This is a genomic window from Massilia norwichensis, assembly GCF_024753245.1.
Classification (GTDB): Bacteria; Pseudomonadota; Gammaproteobacteria; order Burkholderiales; family Burkholderiaceae_D; genus Telluria; species Telluria norwichensis.
Window position 1 is genome coordinate 12,728 of the sequence record NZ_JANUGX010000028.1, and the last position, 25,859, is coordinate 38,586.

Below are 25,859 nucleotides of genomic sequence, written 5' to 3' on the forward strand. Positions count from 1 at the left end.
CCTGTCCGAAGCCGGCTGAGTGTTGCAAGAATGACTATTAGTGTCAACAACATTTTGGGCGCCCATGCACGGTATGCATGAATGGTTATAAAATGCATCCGTTATATTTCTTATGTGTATATGAGCCTCCCCCTGATCCTGAACCTGGCCATCGCCCTCGCCGTCTGCGCCCTGCTGTTCGTGTTCCAGCAGCGCCATGTTTCCTTTACCAAGCGCGTCTTCACCGGCCTTGGACTCGGCGTGCTGCTGGGTGCCGGCCTGCAGGCGGTTTATGGACTGGGCTCCCCCGTCATCGCCCAGACCAATGCCTGGCTCGACGTGATCGGCAGCGGCTACGTCAAGCTGCTGCAGATGATCGTCATCCCGCTGATCATGGTCTCGATCATCCAGGCCATCCTGAAGCTGCGCGACGCGTCCTCGCTGGGCAAGATCAGCGCGCTGACGATCGGCGCCCTGATGGTCACCACCGCGATCGCCGCCGCCATCGGCATCCTGATGGCCAAGCTGTACGGCTTGACGGCCGTCGGCCTGACCTCGAGCGCGGCCGAAGTGGCGCGTGGCACCTACCTCGAAGGCAAGCTGGCCGCCGCCCAGCAGCTCTCGCTGCCGAACACCATCCTGTCCTTCATCCCGGAAAACCCCTTCCTCGACATGACGGGCGCACGCAAGACCTCGACCATCTCGGTGGTGCTGTTCTCGATCTTCATCGGGATCTCGGCCACCGGCATCGCCGGCAAGCATCCGGACGTGTTCGAATCCTTCAGCAAGTTCGTGCACGTGGCCCACGTGATCGTGATGCGCATGGTGACCCTGGTGCTGCGCCTGACACCGCTGGGTGTGTTCGCCCTGATCACCCAGGTGCTGGCCAGCTCCAGCCTGCAGGACATCCTCAAGCTGATCGGCTTCGTGACGGCCTCGTACAGCGCGCTGATCCTGATGTTCTGCGTGCACCTCCTGATCATTTCCGGCATCGGCCTGAACCCGGTGCGCTACGTGAAGAAGATCTTCCCGGTGCTGGCCTTCGCCTTCACCTCACGCACCTCGGCCGGCAGCATCCCGATGAGCGTGCAGACCCAGACCGCGCGCCTGGGCACGCCGGAAGGCATCGCCAACTTCGCGGCCTCCTTCGGCTCGATGATGGGCCAGAACGGCTGCGCCGGCATCTACCCGGCCATGCTGGCGGTGATGATCGCCCCGACCGTCGGCATCGATCCGTTCACCAGCGCTTTCCTCTTGCCGCTGATCGGCATCGTCACCCTCGGTTCGGTGGGCGTGGCCGGGGTTGGCGGCGGCGCCACCTTCGCCGCCCTGATCGTGCTGTCGGCGATGAACCTGCCGGTGGCGCTGGCCGGCCTGCTGATCTCGATCGAGCCACTGATCGACATGGGCCGCACCGCCCTCAACGTGAGCGGTTCCATCACGGCGGGCACCTTTACCAGCCGCATGCTCGGCCAGAGCGACATGCGCATCTTCAACAGCGACGCGCCGCTCAACCTCGACGGCGACGAACAGGTCGCCTGAAGCCGCGGATCCTCCATTCGCCGCGCGCCAGTCCCAGGGCCAGGCCGGCCGCCAACAGGGCGAACACCGGCGGCTCGGGGACGGCCGACACCAGATCCAGGCGCACCGCCTGGCACACCCCTCCCCGGCAAGCCTGGGCGGCGATCTGCTGCAGGTCGTTGATCGCGGCCGCGTCCGTGATGGTCCAGCCCGAGGCCGGATCGATCAGGGTGTTCAGGTCGGTCATCGCGCCGTCCTCGAACAGGAAAGCGTGATAGTCGCCGTTCAGGCCGACGCTGCCGACCACCTGGCCGAGGTTGTTGATATCCTTGGCCAGGCTGACCCGATTCGGCGCCAGGTCGCCGATCACTTCCATCTTGCCGTCGACATACAGGAAAGCCGAGGTCGGATACAGTTCGCCCGGGTTACCGGGTATCGAATCGACGCCGAGGTAACCGACCACCTGCCCCAGGTCGTTGACCGACAGCGCGGCACTCCACGGTCCGCCCAGGTTGCCGAGGCCGGTCATCACGCCGTCGCGGTAGATGAAGGGATCTTCGGGACGGTTGGGCTCGCCGTGGAACACGTTGGCCGCGGCGCCGACCACGTCGCCCTGGTTGTTGATCGCGTAGGCCCGGCTGCCGTCGCCATAGGACAAGGTGCCGAGATCGGTCACGCTGCCGTTGGTCCAGGTGAAGGCATGGTAATAGCTGTCTTCAGGGGTCGTCACGTACATCGCGCCGACGATGGTGCCGCCGTTGTTGATGCCGTTGGCCTGCATGTATCTGCCGCCGGTGAGCGCGCTCATCGTGCCGCCGCTGTAGAGGAAGCCGTAGCTTCCCCCGTCGGCGGTTTGGGCATTGCCGACGATCTGCCCGAGATCGTTGATGGCGTTGGCCCAGCTGCCGGCGCCGCCGAGGGTGCCGATGTCGGTCAGGCCGCCGTCGCCATGGACGAAGGCGCGGTACACGTCGCCGCTGTAGGTCATGCCGACCACCTGGCCCAGGTTGTTGATGTCGCGCGCCATGCTGCCGGCGCCGGCGAGCGCGGTGACGGCGTAGCGCGGATCGGCCGCGGCCAGCAGGGGTGCGGCCAGGGCCGCGGCGGCAAGCAGGGATTGCAGATATCGGGTACGACGCATGATGGCCTCCGGGGTGTAAAGATGCCGCGAGCATAGAACGCGCCCGACCCGTCCGGCATGAGCGTCCTCAGCGATCGCGCGGATGAGCCAAAAATCCTTCCTGAATCTCTGCCACGTTTTCGGCCGGAATCGTGCGCGGAGGTCCCGACGAATCCGTCTATGATCATGTCATGTCAAAATCACAAACAGGCTGGTGATGGATCAAAAGTGGCCTCAGGAAATCTGGCTGGTCAGGCACGGGCAAAGTGCGGGCAATGTCGCGCGCGACGCTGCCGAAGCCGCCGCCGGACTGCGCGTGGATATCGCCGAACGCGATGTCGACGTGCCGCTGTCCGAGCTGGGCATGCGCCAGTCGGAAGCGCTGGGTGCCTGGTTCGCGGCCCTGCCTGCGCAAAACCAGCCGAACGTCGTGCTGCATTCGCCCTATGTGCGCGCGGCCCAGACCGCCGAGCTGCTGATGCAACGCCTGGACCGCGACGAACTCCTCGCCGTGCATGCCGACGAACGCCTGCGCGAAAAGGAATTCGGCATCCTCGACCGCCTGACCGTGCGCGGCATCGCCGAGCAGTTTCCCGACCTGTACGAACAGCGCCGCCACGTCGGCAAGTTCTACTTCCGCCCGCCCGGCGGCGAGAGCTGGTGCGACGTCATCCTGCGCCTGCGCAGCGTGCTGGACACGCTGACCCGCGAATACTGCCGCGAGCGCGTGCTGATCGTCGGCCACCAGGTGATCGTCAACTGCTTCCGCTACCTGATCGAACGCATGGACGAAGCCACGATCCTCGAGCAGGACCGCCAGGGCGACGTGCCGAACTGCTCGGTCACCTCGTATGCCTTCGACCCCACGCTGGGCAAGCGCGGCAAGCTTGCCCCGCGCCTGATCAATTTCATCGCGCCGCTCGAAGCAAGCGGCACCCCCGTTACCACCGGCAAGGATGTGCCGGCGGCGGCCAAGGCCTGAGGTGCGCCCGACCATGACGCTGCAAACACATGCCCGTCCGCGCGACCTCGACGCCACCCTGCTGCGCAGCTGGCCGCTGACCATCCCGTCCAACGACGCCGACAAGGAAGAACGCGGCCACGTGCTGATCCTCGGCGGCTCGCGCGAGATGCCAGGCGCCGTCATTCTGGCCGCCGTTGCCGCCCTGCGCGCCGGCGCCGGCAAGCTGACGGTCGCCACCGGCAGGAGCGTGGCCCAACTGGTCGCGCTGGCGATTCCCGAATCGCGCGTGCTGGGCCTGGACGAGAACGAGACCGGCGGCTTCACGACCGAAGCGGTGGCTGCCCTCGATCCGCTGGCCGACCGCATCAATGCCGTGCTGATCGGTCCCGGCATGCAAGACGAGGAAGCGACCGCCTGCCTGGTGCATGCGCTGCTGCCGCGCCTGCATGGCACCGAAACCAGCGTCATTCTCGACGCCAATGCGATGGGCGCGATCTTGCATCCGCCAGCCGGCGTCAACCCACCCTTCCGCTTCGGCGTTCCAGTACTGGTGACGCCGCACGCGGGCGAGATGGCGCACCTGACCGGCATCGCGAAAGAAAACATCCCGGACGGCGCCGACCGCATCGCCATCGAGGCGGCGCAGCGCTGGAACGCGGTGGTGGCGCTGAAGGGCGCGCGCACCGTGATCGTCAGCCCCGAAGGCGAGCGCTGGCAGCACGAAGGCGGCAATGTCGGGCTGGCCACTTCCGGCTCGGGCGACGTGCTGGCCGGCATCATCGCCGGACTGGCGGCGCGCGGCGCAACGCTGGCCCAGGCCGCTGGCTGGGGCGTGGTACTGCATGCGCAAGCCGGCGAGCGGCTCGCGGCGCGCATGGGCAGACTCGGTTATCTGGCACGGGAACTGGCGGACGAAGTTCCCGCGCTGCTCGAACAGGCCGCCGGCGACAACGCCGACGCGGCGACCAAACCATCCGGCAGTTTCGCCGGTGGACTGAGGGTTGAACGCTGATGGTTCAGCTCTTAAATCAAGAGGTGTGCAATTTGGCGAACTGGGAAGAACCATGTCAGGTCTACCAGAGTCGAATTCGTACACCACAACGGGGCCGCGTCTTGCGTCGGTTCCCTGATGGTTCTTAACAGGCTGAAAGGTTTGTTGGAACTAACCTGGCGTCGTCGACCCTCCAGCGCCTCACCTGGAGACGGCGGCAAAAAAAGTAGACGTGAACGAGGAGTAAAACAAATGAAAGCTCTTAACAACGCATCGAAGATTCTGTTTGCCGCAGCCCTGATGGCAAGCCTGGCGGCTTGCAAGAAAAACGACACCACCAGCACGACCGGCACCGGCGACACGTCGGCCACCGCGCCGAGCAGCACCTCGGGCACCAGCGGCACCGGCAGCACCGGCGCAGCGGGTGACACCGGCACTGGCGCAGCTGGCACCACCGGCGCAACCGGCACGACTGGCGATACCGGTACCGGCGCAACCGGCACCGGCACCACCGGCACTGGCTCGATGGGCACTGGCACCACCGGCACCGGCACTACCGGTACTGGCACCACCACCACCCCGCCGGCCACCACCGGCACCGGCACCTCGGGTTCATCGGGCACTACCGGCACCAGCGGTTCGGGCGGTTCGGGCAGCGGCCAATAAGCGGCGCTGTCATGACGCATCGGCAAAGGGCCTGCACGAGGTCCTTTGCACCGGCTCTGCCAGCCCTTCCTGGCTGGCATGGTCAGCTATGCGTCGGATTTCGTTTCGGCATGCACTGATGCGGCGAAAGCGGCTGCAGTGCATGCCGCCTGACGGAACCGGGATCGAAATCCCAAAAGAAAAGGCCTGCTCGCGCAGGCCTTTTTGCTGTCCAGCCGAGACCGGAATCAGGCAGCCGCGGTACCCTCGCGGCGGCCGGTGGCGAAGCGGCCCGCCTTGACGATCAGGCGGAACACGAAGCGCACCAGGACGATGGTGAGGATCGCTTCCACAAAGGTCATCACGAAGGCCGGCAGCACCGTGAAGCGCGCCACCCGGCGGCGGAACTTGGCGGCCATGCGGTCCTTCGCGATCTCGATGCTGTCGTAAAAGGTCGGCACGACCAGCAGGGTCAGCATGGTCGAGGTGATGGTGCCGCCGATGATGGAGATCGCCAGCGGCTGGTAGAACTCGCCCGAGTCGCCCAGGGCCAGCGCCACCGGCAGCATGCCGGCGATCAGCGCGAAGGTCGTCATCAGGATCGGACGCAGGCGCGCGCGGCCGGCCGCCATCAGCGCCTCTTCGCGGTCCATGCCCTCGGCTTCGCGGGAACGCGCCGCATCCAGCAGCAGGATCGCGTTCTTGGCCACCAGACCCATCAGCATGATGATGCCGATGAAGCTCATCATGTTCAGGGTGCCGCCGGTCAGGATCAGGGCCAGCACGACGCCGATCAGCGACAGCGGCAGCGACATCATCACGCCCAGCGGCGCAGTGAACGAGCCGAACTGCATCACCAGGATCAGGTACATCAGGCCGATGCCGGACACCAGGCCGATGCCCAGGTTGGTGAACACCTCGTTCATGATCTTGCTCTGGCCGCCCACCGCCAGGCCGTAGCCCGGCGGGAAGTCCATCGTATTGGCCAGCTTCATCGCGTCGGCCATCACTTCGCCGTTCGAACGGCCCTGGGCATTGGCGGTGACGGTGACCACGCGCTTGCCATCCCGGTGCGCGATCGCCGACGGCCCCTTGCCCATCGTGACCTTCGCGATCTGGTCGAGCGGCACCATCATGTTGGTGCCGCTGACCGCGATCGGCAGGCGCTCGATGTTGTCGGTGCTGACGCGGTCGTTCGGATGCAGGCGCACCGCCACGTCGCGGCTCTGGCCGGTCGGGTCGACCCAGTCGCCGACCTCGATGCCGGCGAAGGCCACGCGCAGCGCGCTGGCGGCGTCGCCGACCGAAATGCCCATCATGTTCGCCAGGCCGCGGTCGAGTTCGATCTGCAGCTCGTCCTTCGGGTCCTGCTGCGACAGGGTCACGTCGACCGCACCCGGCACCTGGCGCAGTTTTTCCATGTACAGCGAGGTGATTTCCATCAGCTTGCGCGAATCCGGGCCGCTGAAGTCGAGGGACACCGGCTTGCCGTTGCCGCTCAGGTCGTCCATCACGACGTACTCGGCGCCCACCAGCCGGCTGACCTTCTCGCGCAGGGCAACCGCCACCTCGGCGGCGCTGCGCTTGCGCTCGCGGCGCTTGCCGATGTCGACGTAGATCGAGCCGCCGTTCACGTTGATCGAGCTGTTGGTGTCCTTGGTCTCCGGCAGGGTGCGCGCGATGGCGGCCGCCTCTTCCATCTTCAGGCGGGCGTACTCGACCGAGGACGAGGCCGGGGTCCGCACCTCGATCTTGATCTGTCCCTGGTCCATCTTGGGCTGGAAGGCCACGCCGCCCTTCCACATCTGCAGGCCGACGGCCGACACCAGGGCCAGCACCGCGATCGCAGCCATCGAGCGGCGATGGTGCAGCGCCCAGGCGATCACGTTGCCGTAGCGGTCGGCCTGGTGATCGAACCAGGTATTGAACCGGGCCAGGTATTTTTCCAGGCCCTTCTTCGGCGCATGGTGGTGGCCCGGCGGGTCACCCCAGTAAGCCGACATCATCGGGTCGAGCGTGAACGAGATCAGCAGCGACACCGCGACCGAGCAGGTCACGGTCAGCGCGAACGGACGGAACCATTCGCCGGCGATGCCGCCCATGAACGCGACCGGCACGAACACGGCCATGATCGAGAAGGTGGTCGAGGCCACGGCCATGCCGATCTCGGCGGTGCCGTTCAGGGCCGCGGTGCGGCGGTCCTCACCGTTCTCCATGTGGCGCACGATGTTTTCCCGCACCACGATGGCATCGTCGATCAGCACGCCGATCGCCAGCGACAGCCCGAGCAGGGTCATGAAGTTCAGCGTGAAGCCGCACAGCCAGACCGCGATGAAGGCCGCCAGCACCGAGGTCGGCAGCGACAGCGCGGTGATCAGGGTCGAGCGCCACGAGTTCAGGAACGCGTACACCACGAAGATGGTCAGCACGGCGCCGAACACCAGCGATTCGATCACGTTGTTCAGGCTGCTCTGGGCCGACTCGCCGCCGTCCCAGGTCACTTCCAGCTTGGTGCCGGCCGGCAGCTCCTTGCGCACCTCTTCGATCATCGCATTGACCTTCTTGGCGATGGTCACGGTCGAGGCCTCGCGCGAACGGATGATCGAGATGCCGACGTCGGGTTTGCCGCTGCGGATCGACAGGCTGTCGATGTCGCCGAAGCCGTCCTTGATATCGGCCACCTGGTTCAGGCGCACCACGGTGTCGCCGTTACGCTTGACCACCACCTGCGAGAAGTCGTCGGGGCGCTCGATGCGGCCGACCAGGCGGATGCCCTTCTCTTCCAGCGGCCCGCGCACCTTGCCGACCGGGGCGTTGGTGTTCTGGCGCGACAGCGCATTGGTCACGTCGTTCACCGACACGTTGTACTCGCGCAGCTTTTCCGCGTGCAGCAGCACCGACAGCTCGCGCTTGAGCGAACCGCCGACCTGCACGTCGGCCACGCCGTCGACGCCGCGGAAGCGGTCGGCCAGCACGTCCTCGGCCAGGCGCGACAGTTCGGCGTGGCTCTGGGTGCTCGAGTTGAGCGACAGGTTCATGATCGGCTGGGCCGACGGGTCGACCCGGCGCAGCACCGGTTCGCGCATCTCGATCGGCAGCTTGTAGCGCACTGCGGCGATCGCGTTGCGCACGTCGTCCGAGGCCTCGATCAGGTTACGCTTGAAGTCGAACTGCAGCACGATGGTGGCGCTGCCCTCGTTGGCATAGGCACGCGCCTCGGTCACGCCGCTGACGGCCTGCATCTGCTTTTCGAGACGGTTGACGATCTCGCGCTCGCTGGTCTCGGGCGAGGCGCCCGGATACGGGACGGTCACCACCAGGATCGGGATCTGGACGTCGGGCTCGTTGTTGACGCGCAGCTTGGTCAAGGCGTACAGACCCATGCACATCATCGCGATGATCAGCACAATCGTGGCGACGGGCTTCTTGACGCTGAAATTGGAAAGGAACATGGTCGTATTTCCCGGTTACCGGCCCTGGGCCTGGCCGTTGCTGGCGCTGGCGACCCTGGCCGCGGCCATCTCGACCGCCTGGCCGTCCTTCAGGTTCGAGCTCGGATGGCGCAGCACGGTGTCGCCGGCGGCCAGGCCGCCCTTGATCTCGTAATTGCCGGTACGCGGGTCGCGCGCGCCCACCGTCAGATCGGTCCTGGCCAGGGTCTTGCCTTTGACCTTCCAGACATAGGTCTTGTCGCCGGCCTTCACCATCGCCGCTTCCGGCAGGGTCAGGGCATCGTTCAGCTCGGCATCGACGCGGCCTTCGGCATACAGGCCGGCCACGCGCGGCTGGTTCGCGTTCGACAGGCCGACCAGCACCTCGACCTGGCGGGTGACGTCGTTGGCCGACGGATCGATGCGCTTGACGGTGCCGGTGAACTGCTGCTCGCCATAGCCGTTGACCCGGAACATGACCGGCTGGCCGACCTTCACGGCGGCGATCTTGTCGGCCGAGACGCGGCCCTCGAAGCGCATGCTGGTCGGATCGATGACCTTCAGCAGTTCCTTGCCGATGGCGGCGGTATCGCCGGCGGACACCTTGCGATCGGAGACGATGCCGTCGAACGGCGCGCGCACCACGGTACGGCCGACCTGCTGGCGCGCCGTCGCCAGGCGCGCACGCGCGGCCGAGACTTCGCTCTGGGCATTGTTGCGGCGGACTTCGGCATCGTCCAGGGCCTGGGCCGAGGTCATGCCGGAGGCGCGCAGGGTCTTCAGGCGGTCGAGCGCGCGCTGCGACTGGTCGAAGGCCTGGGTGGCGGCGCGCAGGGCTTCCTCGGCCGACATCAGGCTGTCGCGGATCGAGGTTTCGTCGAGCTTGACCAGCACGTCGCCGCGCTTGACCGGTTCGCCGTTCTCCTTCAGCACCTGCAGGACCACCGCGGACACTTCGGCGCGCAGGTCGGCCTTGCGTTCCGGCTGGATCGAACCGGTGATCACGGGACCCGAAGCGAGCGCATTGCTTTGTACCGTCAGCACGTCTTCCGGTGCCACCAGCAGCTGGACAGGTTTGCCGTCCTTGCCGGCGTCGGCCTGCGCCTTGGCGGCGGCCGGCTTGGCGGGGTCCTTGTCAGCTTTGCCGCAGGCGGCGAGCGCCGAGGCAATGGCAAGGACGAGTAGGGTTTTGCGCAGCATTTCTTGGTTCTCCCGAGTGGACGCGATGCCTGTAAATATAAGAATAGAAAAAGCCAGCGCGAAGTATCCGTGAGCCCGACACCTGCGTCAATCGAGGTTCGGCAGAGCGTGGTTTTCGGGGGATGAACTGCGTTTTTTGCGGATGAACTGCAGTTGGCGGGGATGAAATGCGTCCGCAAATGGACACCAAGCGGACACCGGGCGGACAGGCGGCGGACGCCGCCTGTCATGGAGAATTACTTGACGAACAGGTGGTACACCAGGTTACCCATCAGGATACCGGTAACAATCCCGCCGCCGATCTCGACCAGGGTGTGGCCCATGCGCTCGCGCAACTGGCGGAAACCTTCCTTGCCCTCGGCCAGGCGGTTGATGGCAGCGGCCTGGCGGCCGACGTGCTGGCGCAGGCTGTTGGCGTCGATCATCACGATGAAGCACAGCGTGACCGCCACGCCAAAGGCCGGGTGGCCGATGCCCTCGCGCAGCGCGATCAGGGTCGCCATGCTGGTCACGGTGGCGCTGTGGTTGCTCGGGAAGCCGCCATTGCCGACCAGGTTGAACGCCCAGCGTCCCTGACGGGCACTGTTGATCAGGAATTTGATCGGGCCGACCACCAGCCAGGTCAGCAGCGGGGTCAGCAGGTATGTGAAGTCCATGTGAGTTCCGATGTGTTAGTACAAAAGAAATGCCGGGCAGCATTATCGCAGAAGCGATGCGCCTGCCACAGGGAGAAACCAGTAATATGCAGTTCAGTGTGGTTTATAAGACAACGTAGTACATAAGGAGAACCCGATGCAACATTTCAAGCTGTCTTTCGCGGTGACAGCCGTCCTGCTGGCGCTGGCCGCCTGGTGGGGCTACAGCCATGGCGGCAGCGGCGGGCTACTGCAGGCGCTGTGGATCGCGGCCGTGCTGGGCGTGCTTGAAGTGTCGCTGTCCTTCGACAACGCGGTGGTGAACGCCTCGGTGCTGCGCAACTGGAACGCGTTCTGGCAACGCCTGTTCCTGACGGTCGGCATCCTGGTGGCCGTGTTCGGCATGCGCCTGCTGTTCCCGCTGCTGATCGTGTCGGTAGCGACCGGCCTCGGCCTGATTGACGTCTGGCACATGGCGACCAGCACGCCGGACGAGTATGCGCGCATCCTCACCGCCCAGCATGCCGAGGTCGCGGCCTTCGGCGGCGCCTTCCTGCTGCTGGTCTTCCTCAACTTCCTGTTCGACGAGGAGAAGGAACTCCACTGGCTGGGCTGGATCGAAGAAAAGGTCGGCCATTTCGGCAGCGAAGGCCTGGCCATCCTGCTGACCCTGCTGGCCGTGTTCGGCTGCATGAGCCTGGTGCCCGAGGCGCAAAAGCTGCGGGTGCTGATGGCCGGCGTGGTCGGCGTGATCGTCTACGTCGGCGTGAACTGGTTCAGCGGCCTGCTCGAAGAGGAGGAATCGGACCCATCGGTCGGCAAGATGATCTCGCAGGGCAGCATCGGCGGCTTCCTCTACCTCGAGGTGCTGGATGCTTCGTTCAGCTTCGACGGCGTGATCGGCGCCTTCGCCATTACCAACGACGTCGTCATCATCATGCTGGGCCTGGCCATCGGTGCGATGTTCGTGCGTTCGCTGACCGTGTTCCTGGTGCACCGCGGCACGCTGGAGGAATTCGTCTACCTCGAGCACGGCGCCCACTACGCGATCGGTATACTGGCCCTGATCATGTTCGCCAGCGTCGAATACGAGATCCCCGAATGGTTCACCGGCCTTTCCGGCATCGCCTTCATCCTGGTATCGTTGTGGTCTTCGATCCGTTACAAGCGGCGCGAACAGCTCGCATAACTTTTAGAGAAAGGAAAATAACATGGCGATCAGTCTGCAAAAAGGCGGCAACGTCAACCTGTCCAAGGAAGATCCGACCCTCAAGCGCGTCATCATCGGCCTGGGCTGGGATCCGCGCGCGACCGACGGCGCCACCTTCGACCTCGACGGCAGCGCCTTCCTGCTGCGCGGCGACGGCAAGGTGCGCGGCGATGCCGACTTCATCTTCTACAACAACCTGCAATCCTCGGACGGCGCGGTCAAGCACACCGGCGACAACCGCACCGGCCAGGGCGAAGGCGACGACGAGCGCCTGATCGTCGACCTGAGCCGGGTACCGGCCGACATCGAGAAGATCGCCTTTGCCGTCACCATTCACGAAGCGGACCAGCGCCGCCAGAGCTTCGGCCAGGTGGCGCGCGCCTTCATCCGCTGCCTGAATGCGGACGGCGAACGCGAAATCGCACGCTACGACCTGTCCGAGGACAGCTCGACCGAGACGGCGATGATCTTCGGCGAACTCTACCGTTATGGCAGCGAGTGGAAATTCCGCGCCGTCGGCCAGGGCTACAACGGCGGCCTGGGCCCGCTGGCGCGTTCCTTCGGGGTCAACGTCTAAGCGCCAACCCCTCCGGCGCATGAGCTTTTGACAATCCTCGCGCTCATCGGCAGAATGGGCGCGACTTCACTCATCCTCATAAGCCATGCCCTCGACCTTCCCGCGCCGCGCCAGCGTTCTCATCGCCTCCGTCATCGTCGCCGCGCTCGTGCTGTTCGCGCTGTACACGGCCATCGTCCTGCACTGGTCATACTCGGAAGGCGAACGCGCCGGCTACCTGCAGAAGCTGTCGCGCAAGGGCTGGCTGTGCAAGACCTGGGAAGGCGAGATCCTGCTGTCGAGCATGCCGGGTGCGATTCCCGAGCGCTTCGCCTTCACCGTGCGCGATGAGAACGTCGTGAAGCAGTTGCAGTCGGCCATGGGCCAGCGCGTCCAGCTCAGCTACGCGCAGCACGTCGGCCTGCCGACCTCCTGCTTTGGCGAGACCAGCTACTTCGTCGAAAAAGCCGTGATCGGCGGCAGCAACCCGGTTGCGCCGAATCCGGGCACGCAATGAGGGCACGCGCTGCGGGCTGGCTGACGGCGGCAGGCTTGGCAGCGGCGGCGGGAACGGCCGCCGCCTCCACCATCGTCGACTACACGCTGCTGCGCCCCGAGGGCCGGCGCCACTACCTGGTGGTCGAGCCCGATCGCCTGGCGCGCAGCAGCCGCCCCACCGTCATCCTGCTGCACGGGCACGGCGCCTCGGCCGCCTTCATGGTCGGACTGGAATCCTTCGGCCTCTATAAAGCGCAAGACTGGATCCGCCTCGCCGAACGCGAGCGCGTGATGTTGATTGCGCCGGACGGCATCAAGGGCAGCGACGGCAAACAGGCCTGGAACGACTGCCGCGCGGACGCTGCCGGCAATGCCACCAGCGACGACGTCGGCTTCATCGCCGCCCTGATCGACGCCGCCGTCAACGAGCTCGGCGCCGATCCGGAGCGCATCTACGTGTACGGCAGCTCGAACGGCGGCGGGATGGTCTACCGCCTCGGCATCGAACTGGCGCCCAAGCTGGCCGCGCTCGGCGTGCAAAGCGCGCTGATGCCGATGCAGAGCCGCTGCAAGCCGCCCAGCCATCCGATCTCGGTGTTCATTTCGCACGGCACCGCCGACCGCATCGCGCCCTACAACGGCGGCAAGGTCGGGCACTGGCTGCTGCGCGACCGCGGCAGCGGCGTCAGCGCCGACGAATCGGTGGCGGTGTGGCGCCGCGCCGCCGGCCTGCCGGAAGTGCCGGTCAGCTTCCGCCTGCCGCACCTGCAGTCCTCGGACCCGACCTCGGCCACGCGCTACGTCTGGGGCAACGACCCGGCGCGCGTGCAAGTCGAATTCATGCGCATCGACGGCGGCGGCCACACGCACGCTTCGCGCAATGAGGAATTGCCGTGGGTGCTGCGCAAGCTGGTCGGCAACATGAACCACGACGTCGATACGGCCGAGGAGGCCTGGAATTTCTTCAAGGACAAGCGGGCGACGGGCGCACGCTGACCAGGCGCGCGCGCCCTAAGAGGCGCGCTAAAGCACGGGCTTTTGGGGTCCGCTCAGCTTTCGCCGCGCTGCTTCGCCACCGCTTCGGCCAGGCGCGCCGCCGCCTGCTGCGCCGACGGCAGCTGCGAAAAACGCCCCAGCACTTCACGCGCCAGGTCGGCCGATTCGGCGCGCTGCTTGGCTTCGGCCTGCAGCGCGTCGATCTGTTCGCGCAGCGCGCCCAGCTCCGCCACCTGTTCTTCCTGGCGCCCGGCTTCCAGTTCCACCAGGCGGCGCTTGGCATCCGCCATTTCCAGGGTCGCCTGCAGCGACTTGCGCTGCATCTCGGCGGCCTGCTGGGCATGCTCCAGCAGCGCGCGCTGGGCATCGCGCTTGTCCATCGCGGCCTGGGCCGCGGCCTGCTCGGCCTGCTCGCGCATTCTGGCCAACTGGGCCCGTTCTTCCTCGGCCTTGGCACGCGCTTCGGCGGCGGCGATGGCTGCCTGCTCGGAAGCGAGGCGCGCGCCCGCCGCTTCGTTGGCACGGGCATCCAGCGCGGCCTGCTGGCGCTGGGCGGCCAGCTTCTGTTCCAGCAGCAGCAGCGCTTCGCGGGCAGCGTCGGCGGCCTCCTGCTCGGCCGCCATCACTTCCGCGGCCAAGGCATGCTGGCGGCCCTCTGCTGCCATCCGCTCCGCCTGCACCCGCGCCAGTTCGGCAGCTTGCGCAGCCGCGGCGTCAGCGCGGTGGGCCGCCGTCGCGGCATCCTGCTGCTGCGCCGCGGCGATGCTTTGCTCCTGCTCGGCCTGGCGCGCGGCGTCCAACGTCGCCTGGTGCTGGGCGGCGACGGCTTCCTGGCGCGCGGCCAGCACGCGCTGTTCGTGTTCGGCCTGGGCCCGCAGCAGTGCTGCCTGTTCCTGCTCGGCGGCGACCCTGGCCTGGGCGGCGGCGGCCAGCGCCTCCTCCGCCTGCTGGCGCTGGGCGAGTGCCGCCAGCGCTTCCTGCTCGGCACGCACGCGTTCGCGCTCGGCGGCCGCCAGCGCTTCGGCTTCCTGGACACGCCGTTCGGCCAGGCGCGCCGCTTCGCGCTGCAGTTCGGCCTGTTCGGCTTCCAGCGCCAGGCGCGCCTGTTCGGCCGCATTTTCCGCGGCGCGAGCCTGGGCCGCGGCCGCCGCCTGGGCGGCGCGTTCCTCGGCGAGCTGCCGTTCGCGCTGCTGCTGCTCGGCGTCCAATGCCGCCGCCTGCGCCGCCTGGCGGTCGGCTTCGGCGCGCAGCTGGGCCTGTTCGGCGGCAAAGCGCTCGGCATCCAGGCGCGCCTGGGCCTGGGCCGCTTCCTCTTCCTCGGCCTGGGCACGCTCCAGCGCGACTTCGCGCAGCTTGCGGTCGGCTTCGATGCGCGCCTCGGTGGCGGCCAGGATGCGGCTTTCGGCCTCGCGCCGCGCCTCGAGGGCGGCGACGGCCATCGCTTCCAGGCGTTCGCGGTGGACCACGGTATCGCGCACTTCCTTCTCGGTCTGCAGGCGCATGCGCAGCGATTGCGCGGCGGTGCGCTCGTACTCGGCCTGGGCCAGGGCGATCGCTTCGCGTTCCTGCTCGATATGGGCCAGGGCGCGCGCTTCTTCCAGCGCCCTCGCCTCGGCGGCGGCACGCGCGAAACTATTCGCCAGCGCGACCTGGTCAGCACGCTCGCGCTGCAGCGCCAATTCCAGCGCCTCGGCTTCGGCTGCGGCCAGCTTCTCGGCGGTCTGACGGGCGGCCTTTTCGGCGCGCTCGCGTTCGCGCGCCAGGATCGCCACGCGCGCATCGGCGCTGGCGCTATGGCTGACTTCCTCGCGCGCCGCATGCACGGCGGCGACCCGCTCGGCGGCCTGCAGGCGCGCCTGCTCGGCCTGCTGCGCCAGCTCATCGGCCTGGCGGGCGGCGCGTTCGGCCAGCTCGGCGTCGGCTTTCGCCTGCTCCTCGGCACGGCGGCGCGCTTCTTCCTGGGCGCGGGCGCGCGACTCGGCGGCCAGCCGGATCTGGGTGTCGGCTTCGACGCGCGCGCGCAGCTCGGCGGTTTCCTGGCGCATCGCTTCCAGGCGCTCGGCTGCGGCCTTGGCGGCGGCGCGCAGCGTGTCAATGCGGTCGCGGTTGACTTCGATCGCCTCTTCCGAGGCCTGGGCATTCGCCAGCGCGGCGGCCGCGGCCTCGGCATCGATCGCCGCGCGCTCCTCGGCCAGACTGCGTGCGCGCGCCTCGGCGTGGGCACGGTTCTCGGCCGCCACCGCGGCCTTGGCCTCGGCCTCGACCCGCGCGATGCCTTCCTTGATCGCGCGCTGCTCCAGCTGCTCGCGCTGCGGCTCGACGCCTGGTGCCACATGCTCGTGGGATGCGGGCATCAGGTCGATCGTGAAATCGGCGTCGTCGTGGTGGTCGGGATGATCGGTCATGGCTTCTCGCGGGCGGACTGGGGCTTAGCGTGATTATGCGGCACGGCTGGAAAACCTGTCACGCCGAACACAGCGGCAAATCCCAGCCAATTCCTGGAATCACACGGGCCACAGCGGCGGCTCATCCATTAATGCGACCTGCTCGCGCAGCTCCAGGATGCGGTCCTGCCAGTAGCGCTGGGTATTGAACCAGGGGAAAGCCGCCGGGAAGGCCGGATCGTCCCAGCGCATCGCCAGCCAGGCCGAGTAATGAATCAGGCGCAGCGTGCGCAGCGCTTCCACGAGGTAGAGCTGGCGCGGATCGAATTCGCAAAAGTCTTCGTAACCGGCCAGCACGTCGCCCATCTGGCGCACCATCTCCTGGCGCTCGCCCGAAAGCAGCATCCACAGGTCCTGCACCGCCGGGCCCATGCGGCTGTCGTCGAAGTCGACGAAGTGCGGGCCGTCGCCGGTCCACAGCACATTGCCGGCATGGCAATCGCCGTGCAGGCGCAGCAGCGGCAATTCGCCGGCGCGCTCGAAGCAGCGTGCGACGCCGTCCAGCGCCTGGTCGAGCACGCTGGCATAAGCGGTCAGCAGTTCATGCGGGATGAAGCCATGGCCGAGCAGCCAGGCGCGCGGCTCGCGGCCGAAGGTGTCGAGATTCAGCGCCGGACGCTGTTCGAAAGATTTCACGGCGCCGACCGCGTGGATGCGGCCGATGAAGCGCCCTATCCATTCCAGCACCTTGGGGTCGGACAGCTCGGGCGCGCGTCCGCCGCGGCTCGGGAAGACGGCAAAGCGAAAGCCGCCGAATTCGTGCAGGGTGCGGCCGTCCAGCACGCGCGCCGGCACCACCGGCACCTCGGCCTCCGCCAGCTCCTGGGTGAAGGCGTGTTCTTCGAGGATGGCGGCGTCGCTCCAGCGTTCCGGCCGGTAGAACTTGACCACCACCGGCTGGCCCTCTTCGCGGCCGACGCGGTAGACCCGGTTTTCGTAGCTGTTCAGCGCCAGCAGCCGGCCGTCGCCGCGCAGGCCGACGCTGTCGACCGCATCCAGCACCATCAAGGGGTCGAGACGCGAGAAAGGATGTGTTTCGGTTTGATCTTCCATGCCGCCATTGTAAGGCCGGCAGCAGGCCTGCGCACCCGCGCTCCGATTTGTCGAATTTATGCTTCAGCTCGCAACAAAGGCAGCATATTTTTCCGGCAAGAATCCAACTGAGCGTGAATTTGCCGATTTCACCATCAATGATGCGCACAATGTGTGTGGACGTACCGAACATTTGAACGGAAGAGCTTGTCATTGAGTCCTGTACCGACACCGATTTTCCGTTTGCGCCGGACGGCCGCGCGAGGCCCTCCGGCGCTTTTTTTGCCGGCCTCCTGCCGCAAGCGTTAAACTGGCGCCTTCGACGACCGTCATCACCTCAGTACAAGATATACACATGCAACTCGAACAGCCCCTCACCGACAAAGAATTCGACGATCTCGACAACTTCCTGCTGTCCGAACGCAGCCCGGAAGGCGCGATGACGATGGACACCCTGCACGGCTACCTGACCGCGATCGCGATCGGCCCGGAATCCATCATGCCGGCCGAGTGGCTGCCGCGCGTCTGGGGCGAGGAAGGCGCTGTGCCGAAATGGAAGAACCCGAAGGAAGAGCAGCGCATCGTCAACCTGATCATGCGCTTCATGAACGAAGTGCTGATCACCTTCGAGGTCGCGCCCAAGGAATTCGAGCCGCTGTATGTCGAGCACGAAGTCGACGGCGAAACCCTGATCGATGCCGAAGCCTGGTGCTGGGGCTTCTGGGAAGGCATGGACCTGCGCCCCGGCTCCTGGGACGAAATCTGGGAATCGGAAGCCGGCCCGATGATGCGCCCGATCTACCTGCTGGGCGCCGACGAGATCGACGAAAGCGAACTGGCCGAAGTCGAAGACCCGCGCCTGGCCCACAAACTGGCGCTGGAGATCGAAGCCAACCTGCCGGCCATCCACCGCTACTGGCTGCCGCGCCGCAAGGCCGCGGTCGAGACCGTGCGCCGCGAAGAGCCCAAGGTCGGCCGCAACGACGACTGCCCCTGCGGCAGCGGCAAGAAGTTCAAGAAGTGCTGCGGCGCCGAACAGGCCTGATCAAAGCCAACTGACTACGCAGGCTCCGTCAGGCGGCCTTCGAACAGTGCCGCCAGCAGGTCCGAGTGGCTGACGACGCCGGCGAAGATGCCGCCGGCATCCACCACCGGGATATGGTGCAGGCCGCGGTTGCTCATCAGCGGCACCAGTTCCGCGATCGGATCGGTCGCGCCCACCGTCTGCACGTGGCGCTGCATGATGTCGACCACTTTGGCCGGGCGTTCGCCGCGCAGGCCGAACAGGTGGCCGGCCAGGCCGCGCAGGCGCTCGCTGAGGGTCTGGTAGTCGTCCAGACCCAGGTGGTGCAGGAAATCGTTCTGGCCGACCACGCCGACCACCCGGCCGGCCTTGTCCAGCACCGGCAGCGCATGCAGGCCGTGCTGGCGCAGCAGGCGCCAGGCCTCGCCCAGCGGCATGCCGGGACGGACCGTCACCGCATCCTTCGACATGATGGCGCCGCAGGTGATCACGCCGAACCGGCGGCCGTAAGCCTGGGCTTCGGTCTCGAGCAGGATTTCTTCCAGGTCGTCGCGGCTGATGTCCAGCACCTGGCCGTAGCGCGCCAGCGCGGCGTCCAGGTCTTCCCTGGTAAAGCCGATGCGCGCGGTCGGCACCGGGTCGCGCGTGGCGTGCACGTTCTTCAGCATCGACTGCTGGGCGTGCGGATAGCGGCGCCCGGTCAGGTTGTTGAAGACCAGCGCGACCAGCACGATCAGGGCCGAGTTCAGGCCCACCGGCACGAAGGCGAAGCCGAAGCCGGCGGCGTGCACGGCCGGGCCGCCCAGCACCGTGGTCAGGGCCACCGCGCCGCTCGGCGGGTGCAGGCAGCGCAGCAGGAACATCACCAGGATCGCCAGCGCGCCGGCCAGGGGTCCGGCCAGCAGCGGATTGCCGATCGCCTTGGCGCAGGCAATGCCGACCAGCGCCGAGATGGTGTTCCCGCCGATCACCGACCAGGGTTGCGCCAGCGGGCTGGCCGGCACGCAAAACAGCAGCACGGCCGAGGCGCCCATCGGCGCCACCAGCGCCAGCGGCAGGGTCGCCGTGCCGACCAGGTGCATGCTGAGGCCGGCGGTAAGCAGGAGGCCGACCAGGGCGCCGGCCACGGCCCGCATCCGTTCGTGGCGCGGGACGGTATTACGTTGCGGGACGAAGGCGCGCAACCAGTTGAGGGTCTGATGCAAGATGTGGCTTCGAAGGAAAGAATATCACAACATGATATATTATCCGGCCCATCTCTGCCCACCAGCCATCCAGTGAAGAAACCCTCAGCCAAAGCCGCGCTGCAAAAGGCCGCGCTTCAAAAGGCCGACTTTACCGCCTTGTCCGAATTCCGCTACCAGATGCGGCGCTACGAGCACTTCTCCGAAAACGCCGTCCAGGCGGAAGGCATCACGCCCCTGCAGTACCTGCTGCTGCTGCACATCAAGGGCTTCAAGGACCGCGAGTGGGCCACCATCGGCGAGCTGGCCGAGCGCCTGCAGGCCAGGCAGCACGGCGTGGTCGCGCTGGTCACGCGCTGCGAGGAAGCCGGTCTGGTCGAGCGCCGCACCCATGCCGAGGACCGCCGCCGCGTCGAGGTCCACCTGCTGCCGGCCGGCGAAGCCATTCTCACGCGCCTGGCCCAGGTCCACCGCGACCAGCTGCGCGCCCTGCAAGGCGTGTTCACGATTCCCGACCTGCCCTGAGCGCAACCTGCCGCTGTCGAAACGGGGCAACAGCGTTACCCTGAACAATCATGTACGATAAGCAATCCGCACACTGCGTATTCACTTATTTCATACTTGAGGACAAGAAAATAATGCACCCGCTCAAGCGCACCCTGTTCGCCGTCGCCGCCGCCGCGGCAATGATGTCGGCCGCCCACGCCGCCGCCCCCATGGTCAAGAGCCCGGCCCCCGGCTTCTTCCGCATCATGGTCGGCGACATCGAAGTCACCCCGATCAACGACGGCACCGTCGACCTGCCGGTCGACCAGCTGCTGCGCCAGAAGCCGGAACTGACCCGCGCCACGCTGGAAAAGAACCACCTGAAAGCGCCGCTGGAAACCTCGGACAACACCTTCCTGATCAACACCGGCAGCAAGCTGGTGCTGGTCGACACCGGTGCCGGCACCTTGTTCGGCCCGACCCTCGGCAAGTTCGTGCAGAACCTGAAGGCGGCCGGCTACCAGCCGGAGCAGATCGACGAGATCTACATCACCCACATGCACGGCGACCACGTCGGCGGCCTGGTCAACAATGGCCAGCGCACCTTCCCGAACGCCGTGGTCCGCGCCGGCAAGGCGGATGCCGACTTCTGGCTCAGCAAGGAGAACATGGACAAGGCCCCGGCCGACAAGAAGGGCTTCTTCCAGGGCGCGATGGCCTCGCTCAATCCCTACATCCAGGCCGGCAAGTTCAAGGCGATCGAGGGCAAGACCGAGCTGGTGCCGGGCATCACGGCCATCGCCGAACCGGGCCATACCCCGGGCCACACGACCTACATGGTCGAAAGCAAGAGCCAGAAGCTGCTGCTGATCGGCGACCTGATCCACGTGGCGGCGGTCCAGATGGACAATCCGCAGGTGACGATCGGCTTCGACAGCGACGAGAAGGCCGCCTACGGCTCGCGCAAGAAGGTGTTCGACGACGCCGCCAGGAACGGCTACCTGATCGGCGGCGCCCACCTGCAGTTCCCTGGCCTGGGCCACCTGCAGACCCAGGGCAAGGGCTACCGCTGGGTGCCGGTCAACTACACCCAGATGCGTTGAAGTTGAGCGCTTGAATCAAGCCTGCACCGAGGCCAGGATCGCCGCCAGGCGGTCCAGGTCGACCGGCTTCACCATGTGGTGGTCGAAGCCGGCTTCCAGCGCGGTGCGGCGGTCCTGCTCCTGGCCGTAGCCGGTGATCGCCACCAGCAGCGCCGGCCGGGTGCAAGGCTCCAGGCGCAGCCGGCGCGCCAGTTCGTTCCCATCCATTTCCGGCAGGCCGATGTCCAGCAGGGCCACATCCGGACATTCCTTCTTCGCCCGCTCCAGCGCGCGCAGCGAATCGTTCTCCACCATCACCTCATAGCCGCAGGCTTCCAGCAGCATGGCCAGGGTCGCGGCGGCGTCGACGTTGTCGTCCACCACCAGCAGGCGCAGCGGACGGCCGCCCGCAGAGACGGCACCGGCGGCGCTGCCGCCGCCATCGTGCGCGCCCGGCTGCTGCATCAGCGGCAGCAACACCGTGAAAGTACTGCCCAGGCCCGGCCCCGGGCTGTCGCAGACCACGCTGCCGCCATGCAGCTCGACCAGGTTCTTGACCAGCGCCAGGCCCAATCCCAGGCCGCCCTGCGAACGGTCCGACGAGCGCTTGGCCTGGGTGAACAGGTCGAATACGCTCGGCGCCAGTTCGCGGTCCATGCCGATGCCTTCGTCGCGCACCGTCAGCACCAGCGCGTCCTTGTCCTCGTCGGCATGGGTCTCGATCGTGATGCGGCGCTCTTCCGGCGTGTATTTGGAGGCATTGTTGAGCAGGTTGGCCAGTACCTGCACCAGGCGCGCCTTGTCGCCGAGGACGGTGGCGTCGGGGCCGGACAGCGTCACCTGCAGATGCTGGCGGCGCGCCTCGAACATCGGCCGCACCTGCTCGATGGCCTCGTCGACGATGGTGCGCGCCGCCACCGGCGCGCGCGCCAGCGTCACCAGGCCGCGCGTGACGCGCGAGACGTCCAGCAGGTCGTCGACCAGGCTGGTCATGTGCCTGACCTGGCGCCCGATGATGGCGCTGCTCTGGCGCACCCGCTGCTCGTCCAGGCGGCCGATCCTGAGGAGGTCGGCGGCGGCGCTGATCGGCGCCAGCGGGTTGCGCAGCTCGTGCGCCAGCATCGCCAGGAATTCGTCCTTGCGCTGGTCGGCCTCGCGCAGCTTGCCCTCGGCCAGCTTGCGCTCGGTGATGTCGAGGAAGAAGCCGACGATGCCACCGTCGCGCACCGGATAGGCGCGCACCTCGAACCAGCCGCCGCTGGCGCCGGGACCGATGTGCTGGAATTCGGCGCGGCCGGGCACCCGCGTGGCCATCACCTCGTTGTACATGCGGCCGGCCGGTGTATCGAGCGCTTCCGGCCAGACCTCCCAGTGGTGGCGCCCGACCACCTCGTCGACGCGGCGGTTGGTCAGGCGCAGGCCTTCGTCGTTCACCTGCTGCACGGTCCAGTCGGCGCCGATCAGCACGAAACCTTCGGCGATCGAATCGAGGATCAGCTGGCCGCGGTCGCGCTCTTCGCGCAAGGCGGCCTGGGCGCGCGCCAGGTCGACCGCGGTCCACAGGCGCTCGGCCATGCTGCGCGCCAGCGCGATCTCGGCCTCGCTCCAGCGGTGCGGACGCGTGTGGCCCAGCGCCAGGAAGGCCAGCAGGCGCCCCGACTTCACCAGCGGCACCAGCAGGCTGGCGGTCACCCCCATCGCCGTCAGGTAGGCCTGCTGGTGCTGGACGGTACGCGGATCGGCGCGCACGTCGGTGATGGCGATGACCTCGCCGGCACGCCCGGTGGCCGCCACCTCGGCGCCGAAGGCCTCGATCGGGAAGGTGTTCCCGGACAGGTTCGAGGTGCCGCTGCGTTTCCAGTCGCGCGGCACGAAGAAGGTATTGCGCTCGTCGTCGACTTCGCCGTACATCACGCGTTCGACGCCCAGCTCGCGGCCCAGCAGGCTGCTGGCGATGCCGATCGCGTCCTCGCTGGAACGCATCGGCCGCAGCGCATCGCTGAGCGCCAGTTCGAAGGCGGCGCGGCGCTCGGCCACGACCCGCGCGGTGGTTTCGATGCAGGTGCAGTAGAGGCCCATCACCCTGCCCTCGCCGTCGTGCAGCGGCGAGTACGAAAAGGTGAAATAAGTCTGTTCCGTATAGCCCTTGCGCTCCATGGTGAGCGGCATGTCCTCGAGGAAGGAGGATTCGTTGGCCAGGGCGCGCGCGGCGATCGGGCCGAGGTCGTGCCAGATCTCCCACCAGACTTCCTGGAAGGCCGCGCCGAAGGCGGCCGGATGCTTGTCGCCGAGGACGGGGATGTAGGCGTCGTTGTAGAGGAAGACCTGCTCGGGTCCCCAAGCCAGGAACATCGGGAAGGTCGAGCTGAGCGCCATCGACACGGCCGTCGCCAGTTCGGGCGGCCAGGACTCGGGAGCACCGAGCGGCGAGGCATGCCAGTCGCGGGCGCCGAGCAGGCGCCGCGTCTCGCTGTCGCCTAGCCCGGCGGTAATGCGCAGAATGTCAGCCATGATGAATTATTCCACATTTCCCAACGAATAATTCACAAATTTCCATGCTGCACTGCGCTAAAGGGATCTTACAGTTTGATGAAGTGTTCGCGGTAGTAACGCAGCTCTTCGATCGACTCGACGATATCGGCCAGCGCGGTGTGCTTTTGCGCCTTCTTGAAACCCGAGGCCAGCTCCGGCTTCCAGCGGCGGCACAGTTCCTTCAGCGTCGACACGTCCAGGTTGCGGTAGTGGAAGAAGGCTTCCAGCTTCGGCATGCCGCGCGCCATGAAGCGGCGGTCCTGGCAGATCGAGTTGCCGCACATCGGCGACTTGTTGGCCGGCACCCACTGCTTCAGGAAAGCGATCAGCTGCTCTTCGGCCTGGGCTTCGTCGACGGTCGAGGCTTTCACGCGGTCGATCAGGCCCGACTTGCCGTGCGTGCCCTTGTTCCAGTTGTCCATCTTGTCCAGCGTCTCGTCGCTCTGATGGATCGCGAACACCGGGCCTTCGGCCAGGATGTTCAGGTCGGCGTCGGTGACGACCACGGCCACTTCGATGATGCGGTCGTTGTCCGGATCGAGGCCGGTCATTTCCATGTCGAGCCAGACCAGGTTCATGTCGTTGGGACGTGGGGTGGCGGCTGCTGCTTGGGTTTCTTGTGACATAATTCGCTCTTTGGCTGCATTTGTTAGCTAAACCGGCATTTTCTCACAGGCATACGATGCTTTCATTCGCGTTTTCGGTTTTGTTCGTCATTTTTTTCATGCTGACCCTGGGGTTGCGCTACTGGCTGGCCAGCCGCCACGTGCGCCACGTCATGCGTCACCGTGACGAGGTGCCCGCCGAATTCGCCGACAAGATTCCGCTCGCCGCGCACCGGAAGGCCGCCGACTACACGGTCGCCAAGACCCGCTTCGGCCTGATCCACGCGATCTGGAGCGGCCTGGTGCTGATCGGCTTCACGCTGCTGGGCGGCCTGCAGGCGTTGTCGACCGCGCTGCTGCATGTCACCGGTCCGGGGATGGCGCATCAGATCGGGCTGATCGTGGCCTATGGCGTCATCGCCGGCCTGCTCGACCTGCCCTTCACCTACTGGTTCCAGTTCGTGCTGGAACAGCGCTTCGGCTTCAACAAGATGACGCTCAAGCTGTGGCTGGCGGACACCGTCAAGGGCACGCTGCTGAGCGCCGTCATCGGCCTGCCGCTGCTGTGGGTGGTGCTGGCCCTGATGGAGCGCACCGGCGCTCTGTGGTGGGTGTATGCCTGGCTGGTGTTCAGCGGCTTCCAGCTCCTGATGATGGTGCTCTACCCGACCGTCATCGCGCCGATGTTCAACAAGTTCACGCCGCTCAGCGACGACAGCCTGAAAAGCCGCATCGAAGGCCTGATGGCGCGCGTCGGCTTCGCCTCGAAGGGCCTGTTCGTGATGGACGGCAGCAAGAGGTCAAGCCACGGCAACGCCTACTTCTCCGGCTTCGGCGCCAACAAGCGCATCGTCTTTTTCGACACCCTGCTCGAGCGCCTGGCGCCGCCCGAGATCGAGGCCGTGCTGGCGCACGAACTGGGCCACTTCAAGCTCAAGCACATCGTCAAGCGCATCGTGGTCGCGTTCGCGCTGTCGCTGGTGTTCCTGGCCGTGCTGGGCTGGCTGAAGAACCAGGTCTGGTTCTATACCGGCCTGGGCGTACTGCCGCTGCTGGGCCAGAACAACGACGCGATGGCGCTGCTGCTGTTCATGCTGGTGCTGCCGGTGTTCACCTTCCCGTTTGCGCCGCTCACCTCGATCACCTCGCGCAAGCACGAATTCGAAGCGGACGCTTTCGCGGCCAGCCACAGCGATGCGCGCGACCTGGTCTCGGCCCTGGTCAAGATGTACGAGGACAATGCCTCGACCCTGACCCCGGACCCGCTGCACTCGGCCTTCTACGATTCGCATCCGCCGGCCTCGATCCGCATCCGCCACCTGCACCAGGCCGGCGCATTGTCCGGCAAGGGCACGGCCGGCATGGAGCCGGCATGAGCGCGGCCCTGCCCCTGACCGCCCGCCACTGCACGCCCGCAGCGCCGGCGCTGGACGATGCCGCGATCGCCGCCTTGCTGGCGCAGCTGCCTGACTGGCAGGTCGATGCTGGCCGGCTGCTGCGCGAATTCCTGTTCCGCGACTACCACGAGACCATCGAATTCGTGAACGCGCTGGCCTTCATGGTCCACCGCGAAGACCACCATCCGGATCTGCAGGTCGGCTACCGCCGCTGCACGGCATCCTGGACCACGCACTCGGCCGGCAACAAGCTGAGCGAGAACGATTTCATCTGCGCTGCGAAAGCCGACGCACTTTACGCGGAACGGGCCGGCGCATGAGCAAGGC

General features: G+C 66.7%; 22 protein-coding genes. 13 read left to right on the forward strand and 9 right to left on the reverse strand.

Annotation, left to right across the window (positions count from 1 at the left end):
* Positions 1–120: 120 nt before the first annotated feature.
* Positions 121–1,521, forward strand: a complete 1,401-nt coding sequence (locus NX782_RS20295) for an L-cystine transporter (RefSeq protein ID WP_258847301.1) — start codon at positions 121–123, stop codon at positions 1,519–1,521.
* Here NX782_RS20295 and NX782_RS20300 read toward each other — a convergent pair.
* Positions 1,490–2,641: an HAF repeat-containing protein gene (locus tag NX782_RS20300; protein ID WP_258847302.1), complete on the reverse strand. Its 1,152-nt coding sequence runs from the start codon at positions 2,639–2,641 to the stop codon at positions 1,490–1,492. The two genes, NX782_RS20295 and NX782_RS20300, sit on opposite strands and share 32 nt — an antisense overlap.
* A gap of 196 nt (positions 2,642–2,837) precedes the next feature.
* Between NX782_RS20300 and NX782_RS20305 the strand changes: the two genes are divergently transcribed.
* The 3 genes from NX782_RS20305 (at position 2,838) to NX782_RS20315 (ending at position 5,241) form a co-directional block, all read left to right on the forward strand.
* On the forward strand, positions 2,838–3,602 hold the full coding sequence (locus NX782_RS20305) for a histidine phosphatase family protein (RefSeq protein ID WP_258847303.1): 765 nt from the start codon (positions 2,838–2,840) through the stop codon (positions 3,600–3,602).
* Between the two features lie 13 nt (positions 3,603–3,615).
* Positions 3,616–4,596, forward strand: coding sequence for an NAD(P)H-hydrate dehydratase (locus NX782_RS20310; protein WP_258847304.1), 981 nt, complete (start codon positions 3,616–3,618; stop codon positions 4,594–4,596).
* Between the two features lie 231 nt (positions 4,597–4,827).
* Positions 4,828–5,241: a hypothetical protein gene (locus NX782_RS20315; protein ID WP_258847305.1), complete on the forward strand. Its 414-nt coding sequence runs from the start codon at positions 4,828–4,830 to the stop codon at positions 5,239–5,241.
* 227 nt (positions 5,242–5,468) lie between these two features.
* Here NX782_RS20315 and NX782_RS20320 read toward each other — a convergent pair whose 3' ends face one another.
* The 3 genes from NX782_RS20320 to NX782_RS20330 form a co-directional block, all read right to left on the reverse strand.
* On the reverse strand, positions 5,469–8,672 hold the full coding sequence (locus NX782_RS20320; protein ID WP_258847306.1) for an efflux RND transporter permease subunit: 3,204 nt from the start codon (positions 8,670–8,672) through the stop codon (positions 5,469–5,471).
* 15 nt (positions 8,673–8,687) lie between these two features.
* A complete protein-coding gene (locus tag NX782_RS20325; protein WP_258847307.1) occupies positions 8,688–9,851 on the reverse strand; it encodes an efflux RND transporter periplasmic adaptor subunit in 1,164 nt (387 codons plus the stop codon).
* Positions 9,852–10,087: 236 nt separating this feature from the next.
* On the reverse strand, positions 10,088–10,507 hold the full coding sequence (locus tag NX782_RS20330) for a divergent PAP2 family protein (RefSeq protein ID WP_258847308.1): 420 nt from the start codon (positions 10,505–10,507) through the stop codon (positions 10,088–10,090).
* A gap of 136 nt (positions 10,508–10,643) precedes the next feature.
* Between NX782_RS20330 and NX782_RS20335 the strand changes: the two genes are divergently transcribed.
* The 4 genes from NX782_RS20335 (at position 10,644) to NX782_RS20350 (ending at position 13,746) form a co-directional block, all read left to right on the forward strand.
* Complete coding sequence (locus tag NX782_RS20335) at positions 10,644–11,675, forward strand: DUF475 domain-containing protein (protein ID WP_258847309.1); 1,032 nt, start codon at positions 10,644–10,646, stop codon at positions 11,673–11,675.
* A 22-nt stretch (positions 11,676–11,697) separates the two neighbouring features.
* Entirely contained in the window at positions 11,698–12,273 is a 576-nt protein-coding gene (locus tag NX782_RS20340; protein ID WP_258847310.1) for a TerD family protein, read from the forward strand.
* 85 nt (positions 12,274–12,358) lie between these two features.
* Positions 12,359–12,769, forward strand: a complete 411-nt coding sequence (locus NX782_RS20345; protein ID WP_258847311.1) for a DUF8785 domain-containing protein — start codon at positions 12,359–12,361, stop codon at positions 12,767–12,769.
* Positions 12,766–13,746, forward strand: a complete 981-nt coding sequence (locus tag NX782_RS20350) for a CE1 family esterase (protein ID WP_258847312.1) — start codon at positions 12,766–12,768, stop codon at positions 13,744–13,746. The genes NX782_RS20345 and NX782_RS20350 overlap by 4 nt, the downstream gene beginning before the upstream one ends.
* A 53-nt stretch (positions 13,747–13,799) precedes the next feature.
* Here the strand turns inward: NX782_RS20350 and NX782_RS20355 are convergent, their stop codons facing one another.
* Both NX782_RS20355 and NX782_RS20360 read right to left on the reverse strand, forming a co-directional pair.
* Positions 13,800–16,151 (reverse strand): hypothetical protein, encoded by a 2,352-nt coding sequence (locus NX782_RS20355; RefSeq protein WP_258847313.1) that lies wholly within the window; start codon positions 16,149–16,151, stop codon positions 13,800–13,802.
* Positions 16,152–16,250: 99 nt separating this feature from the next.
* On the reverse strand, positions 16,251–17,243 hold the full coding sequence (locus NX782_RS20360) for a serine/threonine protein kinase (RefSeq protein WP_258847314.1): 993 nt from the start codon (positions 17,241–17,243) through the stop codon (positions 16,251–16,253).
* Positions 17,244–17,577: 334 nt separating this feature from the next.
* Between NX782_RS20360 and NX782_RS20365 the strand changes: the two genes are divergently transcribed.
* Positions 17,578–18,267 (forward strand): UPF0149 family protein, encoded by a 690-nt coding sequence (locus NX782_RS20365; protein ID WP_258847315.1) that lies wholly within the window; start codon positions 17,578–17,580, stop codon positions 18,265–18,267.
* 14 nt (positions 18,268–18,281) lie between these two features.
* On the opposite strand, the gene NX782_RS20370 is transcribed toward NX782_RS20365, so the two are convergent.
* The gene (locus NX782_RS20370) at positions 18,282–19,451 is read right to left on the reverse strand and encodes an HPP family protein (RefSeq protein ID WP_258847316.1); all 1,170 of its coding nucleotides are present in this window, start codon (positions 19,449–19,451) and stop codon (positions 18,282–18,284) included.
* A gap of 159 nt (positions 19,452–19,610) precedes the next feature.
* Between NX782_RS20370 and NX782_RS20375 the strand changes: the two genes are divergently transcribed.
* A complete protein-coding gene (locus NX782_RS20375) occupies positions 19,611–19,955 on the forward strand; it encodes a MarR family winged helix-turn-helix transcriptional regulator (RefSeq protein WP_258847368.1) in 345 nt (114 codons plus the stop codon).
* A 113-nt stretch (positions 19,956–20,068) separates the two neighbouring features.
* The gene (locus NX782_RS20380; protein WP_258847317.1) at positions 20,069–21,019 is read left to right on the forward strand and encodes an MBL fold metallo-hydrolase; all 951 of its coding nucleotides are present in this window, start codon (positions 20,069–20,071) and stop codon (positions 21,017–21,019) included.
* A 15-nt stretch (positions 21,020–21,034) separates the two neighbouring features.
* On the opposite strand, the gene NX782_RS20385 is transcribed toward NX782_RS20380, so the two are convergent.
* Complete coding sequence (locus tag NX782_RS20385) at positions 21,035–23,509, reverse strand: ATP-binding protein (protein WP_258847318.1); 2,475 nt, start codon at positions 23,507–23,509, stop codon at positions 21,035–21,037.
* Positions 23,510–23,577: 68 nt separating this feature from the next.
* Complete coding sequence (gene orn, locus NX782_RS20390) at positions 23,578–24,156, reverse strand: oligoribonuclease (RefSeq protein WP_258847319.1); 579 nt, start codon at positions 24,154–24,156, stop codon at positions 23,578–23,580.
* A gap of 56 nt (positions 24,157–24,212) precedes the next feature.
* Between orn and NX782_RS20395 the strand changes: the two genes are divergently transcribed.
* Positions 24,213–25,511: a M48 family metallopeptidase gene (locus tag NX782_RS20395; protein WP_258847320.1), complete on the forward strand. Its 1,299-nt coding sequence runs from the start codon at positions 24,213–24,215 to the stop codon at positions 25,509–25,511.
* Positions 25,508–25,852: a 4a-hydroxytetrahydrobiopterin dehydratase gene (locus tag NX782_RS20400; protein WP_258847321.1), complete on the forward strand. Its 345-nt coding sequence runs from the start codon at positions 25,508–25,510 to the stop codon at positions 25,850–25,852. The genes NX782_RS20395 and NX782_RS20400 overlap by 4 nt, the downstream gene beginning before the upstream one ends.
* Positions 25,853–25,859 lie beyond the last annotated feature (7 nt).

Bases quoted from the DNA above. Each gene is read 5' to 3' on its own strand.
- NX782_RS20400 (WP_258847321.1), top strand. From the start codon at position 25,508: ATGAGCGCGGCCCTGCCCCTGACCGCCCGCCACTGCACGCCCGCAGCG.
- NX782_RS20355 (WP_258847313.1), bottom strand. From the start codon at position 16,151: ATGACCGATCATCCCGACCACCACGACGACGCCGATTTCACGATCGAC.
- NX782_RS20335 (WP_258847309.1), top strand. From the start codon at position 10,644: ATGCAACATTTCAAGCTGTCTTTCGCGGTGACAGCCGTCCTGCTGGCG.
- NX782_RS20385 (WP_258847318.1), bottom strand. From the start codon at position 23,509: ATGGCTGACATTCTGCGCATTACCGCCGGGCTAGGCGACAGCGAGACG.
- NX782_RS20350 (WP_258847312.1), top strand. From the start codon at position 12,766: ATGAGGGCACGCGCTGCGGGCTGGCTGACGGCGGCAGGCTTGGCAGCG.
- NX782_RS20330 (WP_258847308.1), bottom strand. From the start codon at position 10,507: ATGGACTTCACATACCTGCTGACCCCGCTGCTGACCTGGCTGGTGGTC.
- NX782_RS20380 (WP_258847317.1), top strand. From the start codon at position 20,069: ATGCACCCGCTCAAGCGCACCCTGTTCGCCGTCGCCGCCGCCGCGGCA.
- NX782_RS20305 (WP_258847303.1), top strand. From the start codon at position 2,838: ATGGATCAAAAGTGGCCTCAGGAAATCTGGCTGGTCAGGCACGGGCAA.
- NX782_RS20295 (WP_258847301.1), top strand. From the start codon at position 121: ATGAGCCTCCCCCTGATCCTGAACCTGGCCATCGCCCTCGCCGTCTGC.
- NX782_RS20345 (WP_258847311.1), top strand. From the start codon at position 12,359: ATGCCCTCGACCTTCCCGCGCCGCGCCAGCGTTCTCATCGCCTCCGTC.
- orn (WP_258847319.1), bottom strand. From the start codon at position 24,156: ATGTCACAAGAAACCCAAGCAGCAGCCGCCACCCCACGTCCCAACGAC.
- NX782_RS20325 (WP_258847307.1), bottom strand. From the start codon at position 9,851: ATGCTGCGCAAAACCCTACTCGTCCTTGCCATTGCCTCGGCGCTCGCC.
- NX782_RS20320 (WP_258847306.1), bottom strand. From the start codon at position 8,672: ATGTTCCTTTCCAATTTCAGCGTCAAGAAGCCCGTCGCCACGATTGTG.
- NX782_RS20375 (WP_258847368.1), top strand. From the start codon at position 19,611: ATGCGGCGCTACGAGCACTTCTCCGAAAACGCCGTCCAGGCGGAAGGC.
- NX782_RS20315 (WP_258847305.1), top strand. From the start codon at position 4,828: ATGAAAGCTCTTAACAACGCATCGAAGATTCTGTTTGCCGCAGCCCTG.
- NX782_RS20340 (WP_258847310.1), top strand. From the start codon at position 11,698: ATGGCGATCAGTCTGCAAAAAGGCGGCAACGTCAACCTGTCCAAGGAA.
- NX782_RS20360 (WP_258847314.1), bottom strand. From the start codon at position 17,243: ATGGAAGATCAAACCGAAACACATCCTTTCTCGCGTCTCGACCCCTTG.
- NX782_RS20300 (WP_258847302.1), bottom strand. From the start codon at position 2,641: ATGCGTCGTACCCGATATCTGCAATCCCTGCTTGCCGCCGCGGCCCTG.
- NX782_RS20395 (WP_258847320.1), top strand. From the start codon at position 24,213: ATGCTTTCATTCGCGTTTTCGGTTTTGTTCGTCATTTTTTTCATGCTG.
- NX782_RS20365 (WP_258847315.1), top strand. From the start codon at position 17,578: ATGCAACTCGAACAGCCCCTCACCGACAAAGAATTCGACGATCTCGAC.
- NX782_RS20310 (WP_258847304.1), top strand. From the start codon at position 3,616: ATGACGCTGCAAACACATGCCCGTCCGCGCGACCTCGACGCCACCCTG.